Origin of the sequence: Frondihabitans australicus, assembly GCF_003634555.1 — a bacterium.
Taxonomy (GTDB): Bacteria; Actinomycetota; Actinomycetes; order Actinomycetales; family Microbacteriaceae; genus Frondihabitans; species Frondihabitans australicus.
In genome coordinates, this window is sequence record NZ_RBKS01000001.1 from 229,672 (window position 1) to 252,867 (window position 23,196).

Annotated in this window: 12 protein-coding genes; 10 read left to right on the forward strand and 2 right to left on the reverse strand. The window is 71.9% G+C overall.

Translation table 11 applies throughout. The annotated features are described in order from the left end of the window. Positions 1-165 precede the first annotated feature (165 nt). The 10 genes from C8E83_RS01115 to C8E83_RS01160 all read left to right on the forward strand — a co-directional run bounded on the left by C8E83_RS01115 (position 166) and on the right by C8E83_RS01160 (position 21,096). Positions 166-9,132, forward strand: coding sequence for a choice-of-anchor G family protein (locus tag C8E83_RS01115; RefSeq protein ID WP_121368040.1), 8,967 nt, complete (start codon positions 166-168; stop codon positions 9,130-9,132). Between the two features lie 237 nt (positions 9,133-9,369). After that, on the forward strand, positions 9,370-11,982 hold the full coding sequence (locus C8E83_RS01120; protein WP_121368041.1) for a DNA polymerase III subunit gamma and tau: 2,613 nt from the start codon (positions 9,370-9,372) through the stop codon (positions 11,980-11,982). A 1-nt stretch (position 11,983) separates the two neighbouring features. Continuing rightward, positions 11,984-12,583 carry a recombination mediator RecR gene (gene recR, locus C8E83_RS01125; RefSeq protein WP_121368042.1) on the forward strand — a complete coding sequence of 200 codons (600 nt, stop codon included), beginning with the start codon at positions 11,984-11,986 and terminating at the stop codon, positions 12,581-12,583. Between the two features lie 458 nt (positions 12,584-13,041). Next, positions 13,042-14,307, forward strand: coding sequence for an aspartate kinase (locus tag C8E83_RS01130; RefSeq protein ID WP_121368043.1), 1,266 nt, complete (start codon positions 13,042-13,044; stop codon positions 14,305-14,307). Between the two features lie 35 nt (positions 14,308-14,342). Continuing rightward, positions 14,343-15,410 carry an aspartate-semialdehyde dehydrogenase gene (locus C8E83_RS01135; protein WP_425454748.1) on the forward strand — a complete coding sequence of 356 codons (1,068 nt, stop codon included), beginning with the start codon at positions 14,343-14,345 and terminating at the stop codon, positions 15,408-15,410. A 124-nt stretch (positions 15,411-15,534) separates the two neighbouring features. Then, positions 15,535-17,016, forward strand: coding sequence for a malate:quinone oxidoreductase (locus C8E83_RS01140; protein WP_121368045.1), 1,482 nt, complete (start codon positions 15,535-15,537; stop codon positions 17,014-17,016). Positions 17,017-17,216: 200 nt separating this feature from the next. After that, positions 17,217-18,581, forward strand: a complete 1,365-nt coding sequence (locus C8E83_RS01145) for a sensor histidine kinase (protein ID WP_121368046.1) — start codon at positions 17,217-17,219, stop codon at positions 18,579-18,581. Continuing rightward, complete coding sequence (locus C8E83_RS01150; protein WP_121368047.1) at positions 18,578-19,723, forward strand: hypothetical protein; 1,146 nt, start codon at positions 18,578-18,580, stop codon at positions 19,721-19,723. The genes C8E83_RS01145 and C8E83_RS01150 overlap by 4 nt, the downstream gene beginning before the upstream one ends. Continuing rightward, positions 19,710-20,453, forward strand: a complete 744-nt coding sequence (locus C8E83_RS01155) for a response regulator transcription factor (protein ID WP_121368048.1) — start codon at positions 19,710-19,712, stop codon at positions 20,451-20,453. The genes C8E83_RS01150 and C8E83_RS01155 overlap by 14 nt, the downstream gene beginning before the upstream one ends. Positions 20,454-20,490: 37 nt before the next feature. Beyond that, positions 20,491-21,096: a thymidine kinase gene (locus tag C8E83_RS01160; protein ID WP_121368049.1), complete on the forward strand. Its 606-nt coding sequence runs from the start codon at positions 20,491-20,493 to the stop codon at positions 21,094-21,096. A gap of 24 nt (positions 21,097-21,120) precedes the next feature. Here the strand turns inward: C8E83_RS01160 and C8E83_RS01165 are convergent, their stop codons facing one another. Both C8E83_RS01165 and C8E83_RS01170 read right to left on the reverse strand, forming a co-directional pair. Then, entirely contained in the window at positions 21,121-22,317 is a 1,197-nt protein-coding gene (locus C8E83_RS01165) for a DUF2510 domain-containing protein (protein ID WP_121368050.1), read from the reverse strand. Beyond that, entirely contained in the window at positions 22,314-23,102 is a 789-nt protein-coding gene (locus C8E83_RS01170) for a DUF2510 domain-containing protein (protein ID WP_121368051.1), read from the reverse strand. The genes C8E83_RS01165 and C8E83_RS01170 overlap by 4 nt, the downstream gene beginning before the upstream one ends. Positions 23,103-23,196 lie beyond the last annotated feature (94 nt).

A 23,196-nucleotide genomic window follows, 5' to 3' on the forward strand; every position in this document is an offset into this window, starting at 1 on the left:
CGGCGCGCCCGATCACTGACGCGCGCCGTCGATCACTCGCCCCGCATCACCCCGCTTCACCGGAGCCGCCGAACCACCGGCACCGTGCACCGCCGCTTCACCCCTTCGCCACCCACGGAGGGTTCGGATCAGTGACAGACACCGTCTGTCAGAAAGAGGCACCTCATGCTCCACTCGAGGTCTCGCACCCACACTCGTCCGGCCGGACTCTTCACCGGCCGACGTTCGCTGCTGTCGATCGCGGCGTCCCTGGTCGTCGGCGGCGTCATCGCCTCGATGACGGTCCTGCCCGCGCAGGCCGCGGCGGGCGACGTCAGCGAGGGCGAGGGCGTGCTGCTCTCCGGCAGCGGCATCGTCAACGTCAACAACATCGCCCAGCTGAAGGGCGCCTACTCGTCCAGCACGGCGACGTCGAGCCTCGGCACCGTCGCCAACCCGCTCGACCTCACCGCCCTGAACGCGGTCAACGTCAACCTCGGCAACGGCATCCAGCTGCTCGGCAACAACGGGATCCTGACCCTCGGGGTGAACGGGCAGTACGCGAACACCTCGACGACCGGCGCCGTGGCCTCGTCGGGTCTCGTCGGCTCCGACGGCAGCATCGCGGTCGGCCCGGGAACACCCGGCGGCACCTCGACCCTGAACCTCGAGCCCCTCTTCCAGACCGTCGGCGCGAACGCGTCGATCGCCAGCGCCGCGCAGCTCAACATCGGCGCACTCGCCTCTCGCATCCAGTCGACGCGCGGCACGACCACCTCGGTGTCGAAGACCTACGGCATCGCAGGAGCCAACGTCCAGCTCACGAGCCCGGCCATCGCCGGCCTCAACACGAGCCTGCAGACCGCCGTGAACACCACCAGCTCGACGCTGAACAACACGGTCGCGTCCACCGGCTTCGTCAACTCGCTCACGAGCGGGATCACGTCGTCGCTGAACACGGCGATCCAGGGCCTGATCCCGAACTCCAACCTCACCGGGACCACGGTGCAGGCCAGCATCAGCGGGCTCAACCTGTCCGCCGTGACCCAGCCGGTCCTGGCGCAGACGTACACGTCCGGCCCGGTGACGATCAACCCGAAGACGGGCTCGATCACGATCGACCTCAACACGCTCCAGGCGCTCAACGGCCAGGGCCCGAACACGAAGCTGCTGTCGACCCAGGCGCTGCAGGACATCGTCACCGGTGCCATCAAGGACATCCTGGTGACGCAGATCCCGGCAGCGCTCAACACGGCGATCGTCAGCGCCCTGAGCAACGCGACGCTGAAGGTCACGGTCGGCGCGGGCGTCACGCTCCTCGGTCTCAACATCGAGACGCTGAACCTCAACGCGTCGGTCCCGCTCAGCAACCTCATCGCGAACGGCACGAACACGCCTGCGACGGTCACGGCGACGCTCACCGCGCTGAACGGCGGCGTGAGCATCCCCGTCAACGTCCTGCTGCCGGCGCTGGCTCCGGTCGTGACGTCGATCACGTCCAACCTCGGAACCCTCCTGTCGCCGACGCTCAACGGCCTCACGACGACTCTCGGCACGACGCTGACCGCTGCGAACACGGTGCTGACACCTCTGGTCGGCCTCATCAACCAGGTCGTGTCGATCACCGTCAACGCGCAGGACTCGAACGGCGGCTTCCAGGACTCCCGCGGCAACACCCAGGGGTCGACCTCCGTCCACGCCCTGCAGCTGGCGATCCTGCCGGGTGCGAACGTCGCGACGATCAACCTGGCGACATCGACGGCGAACACCACGACCATCGCCCCGGTCGCGATCACCTCGCCGACCGCCAACCAGCAGTTCACGGTCGCGACGAGCACGACGACGCGGTCCATTCCGGTCTCCGGCACGGGTGAGCCCGGCGCCACCATCGCCGTCGACCTCGGCAACGGCCACACCGGCACGGCGACGGTCGGCACGGACGGCACGTGGTCGACGACGGTCTCCGGCATCGGCGTCGGCACCGTCACGGCCAGCGCGACGCAGACCTTCAACGGGGTGGCCGGCACGCCGGTGACACAGACCTTCAGCGTGGTCGCGCAGCAGCCGCTGTCCATCTCGGCGCCGACGGCCTCGCAGCAGTTCACGGTCGTGTCGTCGACGGCGACGCGGTCGATCACGGTGTCCGGCTCGGCGACGCCCGGTGCGACGATCGCGCTCGACCTCGGCGGCGGTCTCACCGCGTCGACGACCGCGGGCTCCGACGGCTCCTGGTCGACCTCGGTGCCCGGCGTCGGCGTCGGCAGCTACACCATCTCGGCCACGCAGGCCTCGGGCGGCGTGACCTCGGCGCCGGTGACCCGGCCGTTCACGGTCGTCGCCGGTGCGGCACTCACCGTGACGGCTCCCGCCGCGAACACGCAGTACGTCGTGCCGGGGTCGACCTCGACCACCACGGTCACCGTCACCGGCACGGCCCAGCCCGGCGCCGCTGTCACCGCCGACCTCGGCGGCGGCCTCACCGGCACCGCGACCGCGGCCGCCGACGGCAGTTACAGCATCCCCGTCACGGGCGTGGGCACCGGCGCCTACACCGTCAGCGTCACGCAAATCGTGGGCGGCGGCACGTCAGCAGCGATCACCCGCCCGATCTCGGTCGTCGCGGCCTCGCCCATCGTCCTGCAGAGTCCCGCGAACGGCGGCGTCTTCACGGTCGCCGGTCCGCAGGCCACCACTCCCGTCACCGTGACGGGCACGGCCCAGGCCGGCGCGACGGTGAACGTGCAGATCGCGACCGGCGTCACCGCGACGGTGACCGCGGGCCTGAACGGCGCGTGGAGCGCGAACTTCACGAACGTCGGCGTCGGCGCCTACACCGTGTCGGCGACACAGACCGTGGCCGGCGTCACGAGCGCACCGGTCACCTCGACGTTCTCGGTGGCCGCGGCTCCTGCCGTCACCATCACCGCGCCCGCGGCAGGCTCGTCGACCACCGTCGCCGACCCCTCGTCCACCATCCCCGTGACCGTCACCGGCACGGCAGGCAACAACGCCTCGGTGACCGTCTCGCTCGGCTCCGGCCGCACCCAGACCGTCACCGCCTCGGGCACCGGCACCTGGTCGGCTCCGTTCACCGGCGTGCCGGTCGGCGGGTACACGATCTCGGCCACGCAGACCGTCAACGGAACGACGTCGTCGCCGGTCACCAGCACCTACTCGATCGTCGCGGGCGCGCCGGTGGCCATCTCGGCTCCGGCCGCAGGAGCAGCGATCCCCGTCGCGGGCACCGGCTCCACCGCCGACATCCCCTTCACCGGCACCGCGCAGCCGGGCGCGAGCGTGACGGTGTCGCTGGGCTCCGGCATCACCGGCACCGCCACCGCCGACGGCAGCGGGACCTGGACGATCCCGATCGCGGGCGTCCCCACCGGCAGCTACACGGTCAGCGCCACCGAGACGATCGGCGGCACGACCTCGCCCGCCGTGACGCAGCCCCTCACGGTGCAGGTCGGCGCTCCTGTCGTCATCTCGAACCCGGCCGCCGGCGCGACGCAGACGGTGGTCACCGGAGGCCGGGCGACGGTCGCGACGAGCGGCACCGCCCAGCCGGGTGCCTCGGTCACGGTCAGCCTCGGCGCCGGACTCACGGCGACCACGACGGCCGGCCCGACGGGATCGTGGAGCGCCTCGATCGCGAACGTACCCGTGGGCGACTACGTGCTCAGCGCGTCCCAGACCATCAACGGCGGCACCTCCACCCCGGTCACGCAGGCGTTCCACGTCGCGGCCGCCACGGGCCTCGTGATCACGGCGCCATCGTCGGGCACGACCTTCACGGTCGCCTCGGGCACGGGCACCCACTCCACCACGGTGACCGGCGTCGGATCGGCCCTCGCGAATACCACCGTCACGCTCACCAGCCCCACGGTCGACCTCGGGGCCTCCGGCTCGCAGACGGTCGCCACCCCGCTCGGCTCGTGGTCGGCGACGTTCTCGAACCTGCCGGTCGGCACGTACACCGTGAACGCGTCGCAGACGATCGCCGGCTCGACGCAGAACGCGACCCCGACGACCTTCTCGATCTCGGCCGGCGCCCCGATCGCGATCACGTCGCCGACCTCGGCGACGCCCATCACCGTCGCCACGCCGACGTCGACGCAGTCCGTCGCGATCTCCGGCACCGCGCAGCCGGGCGCGGGCATCTCGGTGACCGTCGACTCGGGCACCCCTCTCACCACCACGGCCGACGCCTCGGGCGCCTGGTCGGTGACGGACAGCGGGGTCGGCGTCGGCACGCACGCGATCGTCGCGACGCAGACCGTCAACGGAACCACCTCCAGCGCCAACGGCGGCTTCACGATCAGCGCCGGGGCGGCATTCACGCTCGCGACGCCCGTCGACGGATCGACCGTCACCGTTGCCGACGCCTCGGGCACGCAGAACATCACGGTCTCCGGCACCGGCGACACCGGCGCCTCGGTCGCCGTCACGACCGGCTCGACGACCCAGACGGCGATCGTCGGCCTCAACGGCCAGTGGTCGACCACCTTCCTCGCCCTCGGCGTGGGTGCGCACACCTTCGGCGCCATCGAGACCGTCGGCGTCACCACGTCGCCCGTGCTCACCTCCACCGTGACCATCAGCGCAGGAGCACCGGTGACCATCACGGCTCCTCCCGCGGGCGACACGAAGGTCGTGGCGTCCCCCACGGCGACGACGTCCGAGACGGTGACGGGCACGAACGCGGCCGGCGCCACGGTGTCGGTCAGCCTCGGCGCGGGTCTCACCCAGGAGGCCACCGTCACCGGGACCACCTGGACCACGACCTTCGCGAACCTGCCGGTCGGGTCGTACACGGCGGCGGCGAGCCAGTCGCTGAACGGGACCGTCTCGGCTCCTGCGACCTCGTCGTTCTCGATCGCCGCCGGCGCCCCGGTCACGCTGACCGCCCCCGCGGACGGCTCGAAGGTCACGGTCGCCACGAGCGGCTCGACGACGACGATCCCGGTGTCGGGCACGGCCCAGCCGGGCGCCACGGTGAACGTGTCGCTCGGAGCCGGCCTCACGGCGACGACGACCGCCGACGCCACCACGGGCGCCTGGTCGACGAGCGTGGCGAACGTGCCGGTCGGCCTCCAGACCGTCAGCGCGACCCAGACGATCAACGGCACCACGTCGGCGGCGGTCACGTCGACCGTCGACGTCATCGTCGGTGCTCCGATCACCATCCAGACGCCGACCGAGGGGCAGGACTTCCCGGTCGCGGACGCCTCGTCGAAGACCACGGTCACCGTCGCGGGCACCGGACAGCCCGGTGCCTCGATCGCCCTGACCGTCAACGGCGGCGCCCCGATCGCGATCACCGTGCGCAACAGCGGCAGCTGGTCGACGACTCTCGCGAACACCCCCGTGGGGTCGTACGTGCTCAGCGCCGTGCAGACGGTGGGCGGCACGCAGTCGGATCCTGCGACCCGTGACTTCACGGTGCAGGCCGGAGCGGCCGTGACCATCGCCACGCCGACGCCCGACCAGACCGTCGTCGTGCCCACCGCGACGTCGACGACCGACGTCACCGTCACCGGCACCGCCGAGCCCGGGTCGACCGTCATGGCGACCACCGACTCCGGCCAGGCCGGCCAGGCCACGACCGGCACGGACGGGAAGTACTCCGTCACGATCCCGGACGTCTCCGTCGGAGCCGACCAGACGATCTCGGTGACGCAGTCGATCGACGGCACGACGTCGGCCACGCCGACCACCGTCACGATCTCGGTGGCGGCGGCCTCGCCCGTCACCGTCACGAACCCGGCTCCCGGGGTGGACGTCACGGTGTCGAGCCAGGCGGCGACCGCCGACGTGCCCTTCACCGGCACGGCGCAGGCCGACGCGACCGTGACCGTCAGCCTCGGCGGCGGCCTCACGGCGACCACGAAGGCCGGCGACGACGGCACCTGGGGCGTCACCGTGCACGGCGTGCCGGTCGGCGACTACACGGCGAGCGTCACGCAGACCATCGCCGGCGTCGTCTCGACGCCGGTCACGCAGCCGCTCTCGGTCTCGGTCGCCGCGCCGGTCGTGATCTCGCAGCCGACGAACGCGCACTCGTTCCCGGTGGCGAACACCGGCGACACCGTCCCCGTCCCCGTCTCCGGCACGGCCGAGCCCGGCGCCACGGTGACGGTGAAGCTCGACGGCGGCAGCGCCACCACGGTGACCGCCGACGGCACCACCGGCGCCTGGTCGACCTCGTTCCCGGACGTCGGCACCGGATCCCACACGCTCTCGGCCACCGAGGCCACCTCGGACGGCTCGACGACCCCCGCCCTCGCGGTGTTCACCGTCGACGTCGCACCGGCCGCGGTCATCACCAGCCCGACCGCCGGCCAGACCTTCCAGGTCGCCCAGGGCGACACGGCCACCGTGCCGGTCTCGGGCACCGGACTGCCCGGCGCCGGGATCTCCGTGCAGCTCGACGGCCAGGGCGCGCCGCAGACCACGACTGTCGACCAGACCGGCACGTGGAGCGTCCAGTTCACCGGCGTCGGCGAGGGCGATCACGACGTGACCGCCACGCAGTCGGTCGCCGGCGACACGCAGACGTCCGTCTCCGCGGGCTTCACCGTCGAGACGACGACGAACCCGGCGGCCCCGGTCGAGATCACGAGCCCCGACCAGGGCACCGTGCTCCCCGACACCAACGGCGACGGCTTCGTCGACGTGCCCGTCTCGGGCACCGGCCAGCCCGGCTCGACCATCACGGTCACCACGGCGACCGGCCAGACGGCGACCACCACGGTCGGCGACGACGGCACGTGGTCGGTCACGCTCCACCACGTGCCGGTGGGTGTGATCCGCCTCGCGGTCGTGCAGAAGACGAACGGCACGGTCACGGGGTCCGACCAGGTCGGGATCTCGGCCGAGGCTCTCGTCGCTCCTGCGATCGCGACGCCGGAGGCCGGCCAGCCCGTCCTCGTCACGTCGCCGACGGCGACCGCGGACATCCCGGTCACCGGCACCGGTGAGCCCGGCGCGTCGATCGCCGTCGACCTCGGCGGCGGCCTCACCGGCACGGCGACCGTCGGCGACGACGGGAAGTGGGGGACCACGATCCACGACGTCCCGGTCGGCGACCACACGATCTCCGTGACCGAGAGCCTCACCGGCGTCTCGCTGCCCGCGGTGACGCAGGACCTCACCGTCCAGGCCGGCACCGGCGTGGCAGTCTCGTCGCCCGCGGACGGCTCCTCGGTGACCGTCGCCTCGTCGACCTCCACGACGTCGCTCCCGGTGAGCGGCACCGCCGACCCCGGCGCGCTCGTCTCGGTGACGATCGACGGCGGCACGCCGAAGACCGTGAACGCGGCGACGGACGGCTCGTGGTCGGTCACGTTCCCCGGTGTCGCGACCGGCGACCACACGATCTCGGCGAGCGAGGAGCTCGCCGACGGCTCCACGACCCCGGTCACCTCGACCGTGACCGTGGCGGCCGCGGCGAAGGCCACGATCACGACGCCGCAGGCCGGCCAGCAGATCCAGGTCGCGCCGGGTTCCACAACGGTCGTCGTGGTCTCGGGCACCGGCGCCCCCGGCGCCAGCGTGAAGGTGCTGCTGGGCTCCGCGAGCCAGACCGTTCCGGTCGACGGCACCGGGGCCTGGACGGCGACGTTCACGCAGGTCGGCGTCGGCACGCACATCGCGTCCGCGACGCAGACGGTCCTCGGCACGACGCAGGATCCCGTGACGGTCACCTTCAGCGTCACGGCGACGTCGAACCCGGTGTCCGCGCCGACGATCACCAGCCCCTCCTCGGGCCAGATCATCCGCGACACCGACGGCGACGGCACCTTCGACGTGCCGGTGACCGGCACCGGCCAGCCCGGCTCGTCGATCACGGTCGACCTGGGCGACGCCATCACCCGCACCACGACCGTCGGCGACGACGGCACCTGGGCGGTCACCGTCACCAGCGTCCCCGACGGCACGCGCACCGTCGTCGCGACCCAGACCACGGGGCAGACGGTCACCGGATCGGCCTCGGTGCAGGTCACCGGAGCCGCGATCGCACCGATCACGGTCACGTCGCCGACCCCGGGGCAGACCGTGCCGGGCTCGACGACCGGCCCCACCACCGTCACGGTGACGGGCACCGCCGAACCGGGCGCCACCGTCTCGGTGTCGCTCGACAACGGCACGGCGATCACCACGACGGCCGACGGGTCGGGCGCCTGGAGCGTCGACGTGCCGAACGTGGGCCGGGGCGACCACACGGTCGCGGTGAGCGAGACGCTCGGGGCGGCCACGTCGGCTCCTGCGACCGTGCCGTTCACCGTGGCGCCCGCGACCTCGGCCACCGGCATCGCGATCCTCTCGCCCACGCCGAACGCGCTGCTCGTCGACACCGACAAGGACGGCTCGCACCCGGTGACCGTCACGGGCACCTCGGCGCCGAACGCGCCGGTGTCGGTGCGGCTCGACGGAACCGGGGCCGTGCAGACGACGACGGCCGACGCCTCGGGCGCCTGGAGCGTGACCTTCGGCGCCGTGGCCGACGGCGACCACACGGTCGTCGCGACCCAGACGGTGATGGGCACCGAGACCTCGACCGACCCGCAGTCGTTCTCGCTCGACATCATCGATCCGCTGACGCTGGCCCGACCGGCGCCCGGATCGACGTATGCGGCCGGGACCAACGGCCTCGCGTCGGTGCCGGTGATGGGCACCGCCGACCCGGACGCCGTTGTCACCATCACGCTCGACGGCGGCCGCTCGGTGCAGGTTCAGGCGGCCGACGACGGTACCTGGAGCTACACCTTCACGGGCGTGGCGCCGGGCACCCACACCTACGTCGTCACGCAGACCGTCGGCGCCTTCACCAGCGACCCGCTGGCGACGACGTTCACCGTGCGGAAGCTGGCGGTCAACGTCGGGCCCGGAGGCGACGGGAACGGCAACGGCAACGGCAACGGCAACGGCACAGGCCACACCGGCAACGGCGACGGCAACGGCGGCGGGACGAACGGCAACACGTCGCCCGCCGGCACGGGCAGCGACCAGACCTTCCTCGGTCAGGCGCTCGCCTACACAGGCTCCACCGTCTTCCCATGGGCGGTGGTGGGCGCGGCATTCCTCGCGCTGGGTCTCGGGATGTTGGGTGCATCCCGCGGACTGAGCAGGATCAGGGCGAGGAAGCGCTAGCGCCGTATAAAGGGGCGGTCCCTTCCGTTCGGGTGTGAAGGGGCCGCCCCGCTCTCTTCTCGGGCGTTCCGGTCGCAGGATCAGGAAGTCCGCGCACGGAGCCGGCGATCGGCCCGGAGGGTGTATTCGGTCACCGTCCGGTCCGGTCGTCTCCGCGCGCGCCCGCGTACCGCCGACCGGCGGAGCCGCCGTCCGCGAGCGGTCGGCAGTGTCGGTCGTGCCGACTACTCTGTGTGTGTGGTCACCGCCCTGTATCGCCGTTACCGGCCAGAGAACTTCGCCGAGCTCATCGGCCAGAATCAGGTGACCGATCCGCTGCGCACCGCCCTCCGCACGAACCGCGTCAACCACGCCTACCTTTTCTCGGGGCCGCGCGGCTGCGGCAAGACGACGTCGGCCCGGATCCTGGCGCGCTGCCTCAACTGCGCCGAGGGCCCGACCGACACCCCCTGCGGCGTGTGCCCGAGCTGCGTCGAGCTGTCGCGCGGCGGTTCCGGCTCGCTCGACGTCATCGAGATCGACGCCGCCAGCCACAACGGCGTCGACGACGCCCGCGACCTCCGCGACCGCGCGATCTTCGCCCCGGCTCGCGATCGCTACAAGATCTTCATCCTCGACGAGGCGCACATGGTCACGCCGCAGGGGTTCAACGCCCTGCTCAAGATCGTCGAAGAGCCGCCCGAGCACGTCAAGTTCATCTTCGCGACGACCGAGCCCGACAAGGTCATCGGCACGATCCGCTCGCGCACCCACCACTACCCGTTCCGCCTCGTGCCGCCGGCGCAGATGCTCGACTACGTGCAGCAGCTCTGCGAGTCCGAGGGCGTCTCGGCGGCGCCCGGCGTCCTGCCGCTCGTCGTCCGGGCCGGCGGTGGCTCGGTGCGCGACACGCTGTCGCTGCTCGATCAGCTGATCGCCGGCTCCGATGGCGGCGAGGTCCTCTACGAGACCGCCGTGGCCCTCCTCGGCTACACGCACGCCTCGCTCCTCGACGGCGTGGTGGACGCCCTCGGCGCCCACGACGGCGCCGCGGCGTTCGCCTCCGTCGACCGCGTCATCCAGACCGGTCAAGACCCCCGGCGCTTCGTCGAAGACCTCCTCGAGCGCCTCCGCGACCTCATCGTCGTCGGCGCGACCACCGACGGCGCCGCAGCCGTCCTCCGCGGCATCACGCCCGAAGAGCTCGAGCACCTGTCGCGCCAGTCGCACGCCTTCGGTGCCGCCGAGCTCTCGCGGTCGGCCGACGTCGTCAACCGCGCCCTGACCGAGATGACCGGCGCGACCTCCCCCCGTCTCCACCTCGAGCTCATGATCGCCCGTGTCCTCGTGCCGGAGGCCGACGAGTCCGAGCGCGGCGCCCTGGCGCGCGTCGAGCGGCTCGAGCGCCGTGTCGGGGTCAACGGGTCCGCCGGGTCGGTCGGTTCCGCCGGGCCGGTCGGCGGCGGAGCGCTCGGCGGCGGGGCGGTCGGTTCCGTTGGGCCGGTCAGCGGCGGTGCTGCCACGACGCCCGCGGGCGGCGCGCTCGCCGGTGCCACGGCCGCTCCCGTGCGCGCACCCGAGCAGCGGAGCACCGCTGCCCCCGCGACATCCGCGGCCGAGGCGGCTCCCGCGGCGACGGCGTCGTCGTCCGATCCCGCGACCGCGGCGGCCGCCTGGGCGGCGCACGCGCCGTCGGCTTCCGCCGGTGCCGGGCAGCAGGCCGTGGCACCCGCCTCGGCCGAGCGGTCGACGTCGTCTCCCGAGCCCGCGACTGCCGCCGCCGAGCAGTCGCCGGCAGGGGCTGAGAAGTCGGGCGGAGCGGCCGGAGGGTCGGCCACGGCGGGCTCGGGCGCGGCTCCTGCGCCCTCCGCAGCCGCAGGCCCGGTCAGCGTCGAACAGCTGCGCGACGCGTGGCCCGAGATCCTCGAGATCGTCGAGCGCGAGAAGCTCGCGGCGTGGATGGTCGTGATGACCGCCACCGTGCGCGCCTTCGCTGACGAGGTGCTGACCCTGACGTTCCCGAGCGCGAACGATGTCGAGCTGTTCAAGAAGCCCGCAGGAGGGGGCGAGGGCGTCAGCGAGTACCTCCGCCGGGCCATCCAGCAGCTGCTCGGAGTGCGGGTGAAGTACATCGCCCGAGTCGAGCGGCCCGACGACCCGCCCGTCGCGGCCTCCGCCGCGGCTGTGCCGGACGTCGCTGCCACGCCGGACGACGCGCCTGCTGCGAACGCCGTTGCCACGCCGGATGCCGCGCCTGCGACGAGCGCCTCCGCGCCCGTGGCCGCTGCGGCACCCGCCGCACCGCCCGCGGCCTCGCCTGCGACGCCCGCACCCACGAGTGCGCCGGCATCCGCTGGAGCCTCGGCATCGAGGCCGGCCGCCGAGCCGTCCTCGGCCGCGCCGTCCGCCGGCCGCCCCGCGCCGCAGGCCGCCGCCCGGCCGGCTCCCGCAGGGCCGGCCCCCGCGCAGCCCGCGGCGCCCACGACGAGCTGGGAGGTCGCGCAGATCCCTCAGTCGCCGCCGCCCGAGCCCGACGAGCCCGAGTACATCACCGAGGAGCCTCCGGGAGGGGCGCCGGTCTACGACTCCGAGCCGGCTGACGCCGGTGGTGCGGGTGTCGCCGCTCCTGCGCCCGCGACCTCGCCGAGCAGCGTCGCGAGCCCAGCGGGGCCCGCTGCAGCGGCGCCCCCCGCGCCCGTCGCCGTGACCGCCCCGCCGGCCGCTCCACGCGGCAACCCGGCCCGCGGCATCGCGCCCGGCTCGCGGTACGGCGAGGCCGTCGTGCGCGAGATCCTCGGGGCGCAGTTCATCCACGAAGAGACGATCGCACCGAAGGTGACGCCGCAGGCGCCGCCGACCGAGGGGGCCTGAGATGTACGAGGGCATCGTGCAAGACCTCATCGACGAGTTCGGCCGCCTGCCCGGGATCGGGCCGAAGTCGGCTCAGCGGATCGCGTTCCACATCCTGCAGACCGAGAACTTCGACACGTCGCGCCTGGCCGAACTGCTCGTCGACGTCAAGACGAAGGTGCGCTTCTGCGAGATCTGCGGCAACGTCACCGAAGAGACGACCTGCTCGATCTGCCGAGACCCGCGCCGGTCGCCGGCCGTGATCTGCGTGGTCGAAGAGGCGAAAGACGTCCAGGCGATCGAGCGCACCCGCGAGTTCCGCGGGCTCTACCACGTGCTCGGCGGCGCGATCAGCCCGATCGACGGAATCGGGCCCGACGACCTCCGGATCCGCCAGCTGGTGCAGCGTCTCGCCGACGACACCGTGCAGGAGGTGATCATCGCGACCGACCCCAACCTCGAGGGCGAGGCGACCGCGACCTACCTCTCGCGCATGCTCGCGCCGTTCGGACTGCGGGTCACGAGGCTCGCGTCGGGGCTGCCCGTCGGCGGCGACCTCGAGTACGCCGACGAGGTCACGCTCGGTCGCGCTTTCGAGGGCCGGCGGCTCGTCAGCGAGTAGTCCGAGGGGCGGCGGCTCGTCAGCGGATAAGCCGGGGGCCGTCCGTCGCTCGTCGCTCGTCGCTTCGTCGCTTCGGGAGGATGCCCGTGTGACATGGGGAGGAAAGCGCTTCGGGAGGATGCCCGCCCGATGCCCGGGAGGAGATCGCGTCGAGCGATCCTCCCGAGCGCGCGTTCCGAGCCCGCTGCTCCTCCTGGAATCGCGTTCTCGGTCGTCCCTCCTCCCGCGCCGCACGAATCTCCTCCCGAGCGCGACGGCTCCACGCGCGTCTTTCCTCCGGAAGCTGCGTTCTGACGCACGACTCCTCCCTGGGCGCTGATGTCCTCCCGGAGCGATCGATATCGAGGCGAACGGCGGCGCGAGGCCAGCCCGCGCCGGCCGTAACGCGCCGGAAACGTCCCATAGAATTGCGGGACGGCAGCGACCAGGCGCCGTGAACGACCCCCGGGAGCCAGGCAGTGAGCTTGATCGTGCAGAAATTCGGCGGATCCTCCGTCGCCGACGCCGAGAGCATCAAGCGTGTCGCCAAGCGCATCGTCGAGACGCGCAAGGCCGGCAACGAGGTCGTCGTCGCCGTCAGCGCGATGGGCGACACCACCGACGACCTCCTCGACCTCGCCCAGCAGGTCACCCCGATCCCGTCCGGCCGCGAGCTCGACATGCTTCTCACCGCGGGCGAGCGCATCTCGATGGCCCTGCTGGCCATGGCGATCCGCTCGATGGGCGTCGAGGCCCGCTCCTACACGGGCAGCCAGGCCGGCATGATCACCGACGCCCAGCACGGCAAGGCGCGCATCGTCGACGTCACCCCGGGCCGGATCCGAGAGGCCCTCGACCAGGGTGCGATCGCGATCGTCGCCGGCTTCCAGGGCTTCAACCGCTCCACCGGCGACATCACGACGCTCGGCCGGGGCGGCTCCGACACGACCGCGGTCGCCCTCGCGGCGGCCCTCGACGCCGACCTCTGCGAGATCTACACCGACGTCGACGGAATCTTCACCGCCGACCCGCGCGTTGTACCGCTTGCGAAGAAGCTCGACCGCATCACGAGCGAGGAGATGCTCGAACTGGCTGCGGCCGGGTCGAAGGTGCTCCACATCCGTGCCGTCGAGTACGCCCGCCGCCACGGCGTGAGCCTGCACGTGCGCTCGTCGTTCAACAACAACCCGGGCACGCTCGTCGTGAATCCGAAAGAGGGAGAGACCGTGGAAGAGCCGATCATCGCCGGTGTGGCCGGCGACCTCAGCGAGGGCAAGATCACCGTCGTCGGCGTGCCCGACAAGCCCGGCAAGGCCGCGCAGATCTTCCGCGTCGTCGCGAAGACCGGCGCGAACATCGACATGATCGTGCAGAACGTCTCCGCCGCGGCCACGAGCCTCACCGACATCTCGTTCACGCTCCCGAAGGCCGACGGCGCGACCGTCATGCAGGCCCTCGAGGCCGAGCGGGGCGACATCCAGTTCGCCGAGCTGCAGTACGACGACCAGATCGGCAAGCTGGCCCTCGTCGGCGCCGGCATGCGCACCAACGCCGGCGTGAGCGCGAAGCTCTTCACCGCGCTGTTCGAGGCGGGCATCAACATCGAGATGATCTCCACCAGCGAGATCCGCATCTCGGTCGTCACGCGCGCCGACACCCTCAACGACGCCCTGCGCGTCGTGCACTCCGCCTTCGACCTCGACGGCGACGAGCTCGCCGTCGTCCACGCCGGCACCGGCCGCTAGACCACCAGGAGCACCAGATGGGCCAGGAGCACCAGTTGAGCACAGGATTCCGCGTCGGCGTCGTCGGCGCCACCGGCCAGGTCGGCGCCGTCATGCGCCGTCTCCTCGAGGAGCGCGACTTCCCGATCTCCGAGATCCGCTTCTTCGCCACGGCCCGGAGCGCGGGCACGACGCTGCCGTTCAAGGGCGCCGAGATCGTCGTCGAAGACAGTGCCACCGCCGATCCTGCGGGCCTCGACATCGCCCTGTTCTCGGCCGGTGCCACGGGCTCCCGCGCTCTCGCGCCCAAGTTCGCCGCCGCGGGTGCGCTCGTGATCGACAACTCGAGCGCCTGGCGCATGGACCCCGACGTGCCGCTGGTCGTGAGCGAGGTCAACCCGCACGCGATCGACGAGGCGACCAAGGGCATCATCGCGAACCCGAACTGCACCACGATGGCGGCCATGCCGGTGCTGAAGGTGCTCGACGCCGAGGCGCACCTCGAGCGGCTGATCGTGAGCACGTACCAGGCCGTCTCGGGCTCCGGTCTCGCCGGCGCCGAAGAGCTCGCCGAGCAGGCGAAGGCCGCGCTCGGGCAAGACCTGCTGGGGCTCGTCCACGACGGCTCGAGCGTCGAGTTCCCCGCCCCGCAGAAGTACGTGGCGCCCATCGCGTTCGACGTGATCCCGTTCGCGGGCAACCTCGTCGACGACGGGCTGAACGAGACCGACGAGGAGAAGAAGCTGCGCAACGAGAGCCGCAAGATCCTCGAGCTGCCCGAGCTGCTCGTGTCGGGCACCTGCGTGCGCGTGCCTGTGTTCACCGGCCACTCGCTGTCGATCAACGCCGAGTTCGCCGAGTCGCTCAGCCCCGAGCGCGCTCGCGAGCTCCTGCGCGATGCTCCGGGGGTCGTGCTCACCGAGGTGCCGACGCCCCTCGAGGCCGCCGGCAAAGACCCGAGCTACGTGGGCAGGATCCGGGCCGACGAGGGCGTGCCGAATGGCCGGGGCCTCGCCCTGTTCATCTCGAACGACAACCTCCGCAAGGGCGCTGCCCTCAACGCGGTGCAGATCGCCGAGGTCGTCGTCGCGAAGCGCCGCGCCGCCGAGTCCGTCACCGCCTGACACCCGGCCGCGACGCGAGGCGCCTGACGCCGAGCGCCGTGAACACCGCGGCGACATCTCGTCGTCGAGAGACCCCCGCCTCTCCAGCAGACGTCCAGCGGGCACCCGGCCATAGACTTGACCGGTGACTGCTGCAACGGAGCCCATCGACGTCGCCCTGATCGGCGGCGGAATCATGTCCGCGACCCTCGGCACGCTGCTCAAGCAGCTCCAGCCCGACTGGTCGATCCGCGTCTACGAGGCGCTCAACGACGTGGCGCAGGAGAGCAGCAATCCCTGGAACAACGCGGGCACCGGTCACTCCGCGCTCTGCGAGCTGAACTACTCGCCCCAGAAGCCCGACGGCTCCATCGACATCACGAGCGCGATCAAGGTCAACGAGCAGTTCCAGGTCTCGCGCCAGTTCTGGTCGTTCATGGTCGGCCAGGGCTCGCTGCCCGAGCCCGAGCAGTTCATCAACCCGACGCCGCACATGTCGTTCGTCTGGGGTTCGGACAACGTCGAGTACCTCCGCAAGCGCTTCGAGACGATGCAGGGCCACCCGCTCTTCCAGGGGATGGAGTTCAGCGACGACCCCGAGCAGATCGCGAAGTGGGCGCCGGCGCTGATCCCCGGCCGAAACAAGGCCCAGCCGATCGCGGCCACGCACATCCTCGCCGGCACCGACGTCGACTTCGGCTCGCTGACCCGCAACCTCTTCTCGTACCTCACCGACAACGGCGCCGAGCTGCACCTCGGGCACCGCGTCACGAACATCTCGCGCGAGCGCGACCGCACCTGGCGCATCAGCCTCGCGGTGGGCGCGACCGCCGAGCCGCAGACGGTCCGCGCGCGCTTCGTCTTCGTCGGCGCAGGCGGCGGCGCGCTGAACCTCCTGCAGAAGTCGGGCATCCCCGAGATCCGCGGCTTCGGCGGCTTCCCCGTGTCGGGCGAGTTCCTCCGCACCGACAACCCCGCGGTCGTGGTGAAGCACCAGGCCAAGGTCTACGGCAAGGCCTCCGTCGGCGCCCCGCCGATGTCGGTGCCTCACCTCGACACCCGCGTCGTCGACGGCTCGGCGAGCCTCATGTTCGGCCCGTACGCCGGGTTCAGCCCCAAGTTCCTCAAGAGCGGCTCGTACCTCGACCTGTTCAAGTCGATCCGCCTGCACAACCTCTACCCGATGATCCGGGTGGCGCTGTCGAACATCGACCTGCTGAAGTACCTCATCAGCCAGCTCGCCGCATCGAAGCGCACCAAGTTCGACGCCCTCACCGACTTCATGCCCGACGCCGACCCGAAGGACTGGTACCGCATCACCGCCGGCCAGCGCGTCCAGGTCATCAAGGCCGACAAGGAGAAGGGCGGCGTCCTCCAGTTCGGCACCGAGGTCGTCACCGCGAAAGACGGCTCGATCGCGGGGCTGCTCGGCGCGAGCCCGGGGGCGTCGACGGCCGTGCCGATCATGCTCACGGTGCTCGAGCGCTGCTTCCCGTCGAAGAAGGCCGAGTGGGCGCCGAAGATCACCGCGATGATCCCGACGGCCGGCACCTCTCTCGCCGCCGACGAAAAGAAGGCCGCGAAGACGATGTCCGCGACCGCCGAGGCGCTCCACATCCACGCCTGACCTCCCCGGCCTCAGGTCGCAGGAGCCCGGCGCACGCGCCCTCCACGCCACGCCCGCGCGCCTCGGCAACGGTTGTCGTCATCCGTGCCGCGCGAGGGATATGATCACCTCTGGACCGCTTTCGGGGCACAAAAACTGCCCTGAGGGGGGTTCGAGACCGATCTGTCCCCTGATATCGGGGTACACGACAAGTCGATGATTTGGCATACTTCCAGTACGCCACGGTGTCGTCCCACGCGACGCCGACGATCCACACCGCGTCGTCGACCCGACGGCGCGCTGACGACCGGAGAGAAGGAGGGCTCGTGCTGCTCGGGCTCCCCAGCCATCTCGCTCCGCAGAGCTCCTCCCGCGCCATCGCCCGGGCGTGTCACGCGATCGCCACCGTCCTCCTCGTCGCTGCGACCGTCATCCTGGTCGCCGCGCAGATCACGAACCCGGCGCTCATTCTCTGGCCCGCCATGGTGGCGCTCGTCCCGATGCTGGCGCTCCTCCTCGTCGTGGAGCGGGTGCGCTCGACCGTCTCGACGATCGCCTACCTCGTCGTCGGCGCCGCGGCCGTCTACGTCTACGCCGTCACCGCGCTGGCCCAGTTCAGCTGGATCACGTCCTCCGACGCGTTCACGATCTCCCTGCCGAAGCTGGCCCTCGTCATGGTCGGCGGGTCGGGTCTCCGCGCTCGCCGCGGGCCCCTCTGGGCGACGTTCGGCCTGGTCGCGGGCGAGGTCGCGACGCAGATCGCGACCTGGCAGGCCGGCGCGACCCCGCGCATCGACGCCACGACCCTCCTCGGCTACGTCCTCATCGTGGCGACGATGGGCGGCTCGCTCATCGCGCGCGACCGCGCCCGCCGCGTCCAGCCGAACCTCCACCGCGCGGCGCGCGACGAGCAGGTCTCCGAGGTGCGGCACGAGATCGAGCAGCAGGCCTCCGCCCTCGTCCACGACACCGTGCTGAGCCACCTCGCCGCGATCTCGGTCGCCGCCGACGGTCGTCTCGACCCGTCGCTCGCCGCCGACATCCAGCGCGACCTCGAGGTCATCGTCGGTCAGGAGTGGCTGCACGAGAGCGTGGCCGACGCGTCGCACGTGCAGGGGGAGTGGGAGGCGAGTGAGCTGCATCGCGCGGTCGAGCAGGCCGAGGCGCAGGGGCTCGACGTGAGCGTGACGGGGGATGTCTCGGCTCCTGCGCGCCTGGCTCCTGCGGTCGCCCGCGCCCTGTCGCTGGCCGTCGCCCAGTGCTTCTCGAACGTTCTGCGCCATGCGGGCACGAAGCAGGCCGAGCTCGTGCTGCTCGCGAGCGACAGCGACGTGTCGGTCATGGTGATCGACAACGGGGTCGGGTTCGACGAGTCGAAGACGGGTGCGGATCGCCTCGGCGTGAAGAACTCGATCCGGGGCCGGATCGAGCGGGTCGGCGGCACGGTGCAGATCTGGTCGTCGCCGGGCAGCGGCACCTCGGTCATGTTCGGCCTGCCCGTGGGCGCACCCGGCGTGGTGGCCGCGGGCCCGCGGGGCGCCGAGCGCAGCGAGCTCGAGCGTGATCGCCCGGAAGACGCCGCGTGAGCATCCGCGAGTCGACCGCCCAGCAGACCGACCCGCTGGGCGCCCTCAATCAGAGGCCCATCACCGTCGTCATCGCGCTCTTCGCCGTGGTGCTGGCGGCGGGTCGCACCGTCGTCGACCACGACGCCGGCGCCGACGTGCCGCTCGCGGTCCTCGCCGTGGCGCTCGTGATGGTGGCCGCAGGAGTCATGGTGCGGGCGTCGAGTCCGTTCCGCGCGCCCTTCACCCGGCGCAGCTTCGGAGTCATCGCCGCCGCCGGCACGCTGGCCCTCGTGGTCGAGGGCGTGTCGACCTACCGCCACGACCTCTACGTCCACGACGACTGGGGCGGCGCCGTCCTCGGCCTGCTGCTGCTCTCGTGCGCGCCGTTCCGCCCCGGCCGCGATCTGGCCGTGGCCACCGGCGTCGGCGCCGTCGTCCAGGCCGTGGTCGTCGTGGCCGAGATCCCGTACTTCGCGACCCCCGCGCCTCCCGTCCTCTTCCTCGTCGTCGGCATCACGCCCGTGATCGCGCTCGGCGTCGGCGCGGCGGTCTACGCGGCGACGTTCGTGCACCTCGTGCGCCTGTGGCTCGAGAGGGCCTCCGCGCTCACCGTCGACGCGGCGCGCGAGATGCGACCGGGCATCGCGCGATCGGTGCAGCAGGATCGCGTGACCGGCCTCAACAAAGAGGTCGTCCCGTTCTTCACCGACCTCGTGGCGGGCGGGGAGGTCACCGAGGCCGATCGCCGCCGCGCCACCGAGGTCGCCACCGCGATCCGTCAGCGCATCGTCGACGAGAGCGACCGGTCGTGGCTCGAGCAGGTGCTGCTCGACGTCTGCCCTCGCGGCGAGGCCGGGACCGTGATCGACCGCGGGCGCCTGGCGGAGGCCATGACCAGCGACCAGCGAACCGCGATCCGCGCTGTCGTCGGCGCGATGGCGGTCGACCCCGACACCCGGTCGTCGAGCCTCGGCATCGTCCTGCACGACGACGCGCCGATGGTGCGAGCACTGATCCGGGTCGAGAGCTCGTCGCCCGACGTGGCGATCCGTCAGCACTACGCGCCGTACTTCGCCGTCTTGCGCATCCTGTTCACCGACCTGCACGTCGACGTGAGCGGTTCGTTCCTCACACTAAGGTTTTCATATGAGCAGCACTGACCCGATTGGCACGAGCAACCTCCGATCGAGCGGCTCTCGCACAGGTTCCGTCGCGTCGTGGAACTCCCTCTCGGCCGAGGCGCCCTCCCAGCGCCGGGTGCGCCTGGCGATCCTCGACGACCACGAGGTCCTCCTCGACAGCCTGTCGAGCTGGATCAACGTGAACGCCTACGACTTCGACCTCGTCCTGACGGCGCACACCTGGCTGCAGCTCGTGCACAGCGACAACTTCCCGACCGATCTCGTCTTCCTCGACTTCCAGTTGAAAGAGCCGGTGTCGATCGAGGCGCGCGTCCGCACGTGCCGCGCAGCGGGGGCGAAGGTCGTCGTGCTCTCCAGCCTCGATACGCGCGAGTCGCGTGAGCGGGCACTCGACGCCGGCGCGAGCGCGTTCCTCTCCAAGGCCCTGCCGATGCGCGAGGTCATGGACGCCGCGCGTCAAGTGATGGGCGTGGCGCGCGACAGCGCCCCGCAGCGCGACTGGCGTCCGCTGCCCGTGGGCGCGGCGAACCAGAGCCGCCCCAAGCTCTCCGCCGGCGAGGCGGAGGCGTTCCGGCTCTACGTCTCGGGCTTCTCGACGAACGAGGTCGCCCAGCAGATGAACGTGCAGTACGAGACGGCCAAGACCTACCTGCGCCGCGTGCGCGAGAAGTACGCGAAGGCGAACCGGCCGGCGTCGAAGAAGGCCGAGCTGATCCGGCGCGCCGCCGAAGACGGCTACCTGCAGTAGCGCCAGCACCCCGTCCCATGGCAAAGCGCTGATCCCAGTGGCAAAACTCTATTTCCGCTACGGAGCGATGAACTCCGGTAAATCGACCGCCCTCCTCCAGGCCGCCTACAACTACGAGGAGCGCCACCAGGGCGTCCTCCTCGCGAAGCCCGACACCGACACGAAGGGCGACGACCGCATCGTCTCGCGTCTCGGCGTCGAGCGCGAGGTCGACTTCCTCGTGGCACCCGGCGACGACCTCCTCGACGTGTTCGGTGCCGCGCGCCGTCGCGTCCGCGAGGGCTCGGGCGCCGAGGTCGCCTGCCTGCTCGTCGACGAGGTGCAGTTCCTAACGCCGCGTCAGATCGACGACCTCCTGCGCATCGCGGTCCTCGACGACATCCCTGTCCTCGCCTACGGCATCCGCACGGACTTCCGCACCGCGGCGTTCCCGGGCGCGGCGAGGCTGTTCGAGGTGGCCCACTCGCTCGAAGAGCTGAAGACGATCTGCCGGTGCGGCCGCAAGGCGATGTTCAACGCGCGCAAGGTCGACGGCGACTACGTGTTCGACGGCGACCAGGTCGCGATCGAGGGGCAGAGCGTCTGGTACGAGCCGCTGTGCGCGACCTGCTACCTGGAGGAGTCGGGCGGCGCGCTGGCCTGACGGCCCCCGGGTGGCGCAGCGGAGCTACGAGACGCTCGAGATCTCCAGCTCGCCCTGGTCGCTCATCACGGTCATGTGCGCCGTGAGGGGCCCCGAGGCCAGGTTCACCGTGCAGTCGAACGTGGTGCCGATCACGAGCGGCTCGGACGCCGGGCAGGTGACGCTCGTCGGCGTCAGGCGCGTCTTCGACACGATCGCCTGCTTGATGTTCGCCTCGGCGATCGCCTCGCTGTAGACGTAGTCCGTGGTGCCGTTGTCGTTCTGCGGGGTGCCGGCGTCCGGTGCCTGCGCGGGCTGAGCGGGTGCCGCCGCGGCGGGCGTCTGCACGGGTTCGGGCAGGTGCGTGTCGAGGAACACGAGGCCCGACACGATCGACTGCCCCACGAGCGCGATCGAGCACAGGATCAGCGCGACGATCGCCTTCGACCTGCCCCTGGGCAGGTATCCCTCGCGCACCCACGCGCTGCTCTGCCGGAGCCCGAGGATCGCCAGCACGATGCCGATGGCCGACGACAGCGGCACGAAGTAGTAGAGGGTGCCGTGCTCGACGACGAGGCGCACGGCGAGGAGTCCGACGCCGACGATGCCGAGGTAGAGCGCCCGGTTGGCCCGCCGGTTCCGCCACGGGTTCACGCGCAGCGGTGCGCCGGGGGCGTGGCCGGTCGGGCGTCCGTAGCCGTTCGCGCCGCCGCGTCCGTAGCCGGGGTCGAATCCGGGCGCAGGAGCAGCCGGAGCGTTCACCACCCACGCCGTGGGGGCGTGGAACCCGTCGTCCGGCGCACCCGGCGCCGGGAGTGCGGCGGGGGAGTGCTCGTCGGGCTCGGCGACGTGCACGGGCACCAGCGGGTTGACGGGGGTGAAGTCGGCGGGTGCGTGCTCCTGCGCCTCCTGGACCGCCGCGGAGGCGGCCGGGACGGACGGCACCTCGCCGGTGGCCTGCCGGAGGCTGCGACGCGACGGGAACGACCCGTCGGGCCGGGCGGCGACGGGCTCGACAGGCGCCGAGACGGGTTCTGCGGGCCCGGCGGCAGCGGAGCCCGGGGGAGGAGCGACCGCCTCGCCCGGGGATGAGTCGAGCGAGACGGCCGCCGTCGGTGACGCGGGTGCGTGGTCGAGGGTGCGGGTGGTCCAGCGGTCGCCGTCCCACCAGCGGTACGGGGCGGCTCCTGCGGGGTCGTCGTACCAGCCCGCGACGGGCCCGGCCGTCGTCGTGTCGGTCATGCGCCGAGGAAGGGCAGGTGGATGTCGTGGATGCCGGTGGGCACGATCGCGCCGATCGCGACGGCGACCTGGGCGGCCAGGGCCACCAGGCACACCAGGATCACGAGGAGCCCGGGTGCGCGCTGCGGGCGATGGCCTGCGGCGGTGAACCGTGCGGCGCGGACCATGCCGAGCAGGCCCAGGACCACGCCGGCGACCAGGGCCGCGGCGACCGCGAGGCCCGCGTACGAGGTGGCGGACGGGGCGCCCCACACCATGATGACGGCCTGGTAGAGCAGGCCGATGACGGCGAATCCGGCGCCGAGGTTGGCGAACGAATTGACGGGTGCCGGCTCCTGCGCCCGCGGGATCATCGTGGCGGAGAACGGGAGGCCCGTGCCGTAGACGGCGTAGTCGCTCGTCTGGGCGGGGCTGTTCTCGATCCACGCCTCGGGTGCGGTGAACTCGGGGGTCGACGGGCTGTGCGGCACCTCGCGGGCGACGAGCGGGTTCAACGGGATGAACTCGGGCGTCGCGAGGGCGGTCGCGGTGGCGGCCTCGGGTGTCGTGCGGTCCGTGGCCGCGTCGGACTCCGCGGAGACGGATGCCGCGGAGGGGGCATCCGTCTCGCCGTGGCGGAGTGCGCGACGACTGGGGAGGGGAGCGGCGAAGGCGAGCTGCGGCGCTTCGGCGCGTAGGGGGTCCTCCGTGGTGCGGAGGCTCCAGTGCTCGCCGTCCCACCAGCGGAAGGGCGCCTCCGTGGACGGGTCGGGGTACCACCCTGCCCTCGGCTGCTCGATCACCATCTCGCTCACGTGCGTCTCTCCCCCGCGAATTGTCTAGGTCCACCGTAGGAACCCCGTTAGCGGTCGAGGGAGCCCCACTTCAGGCGTCGTCCGT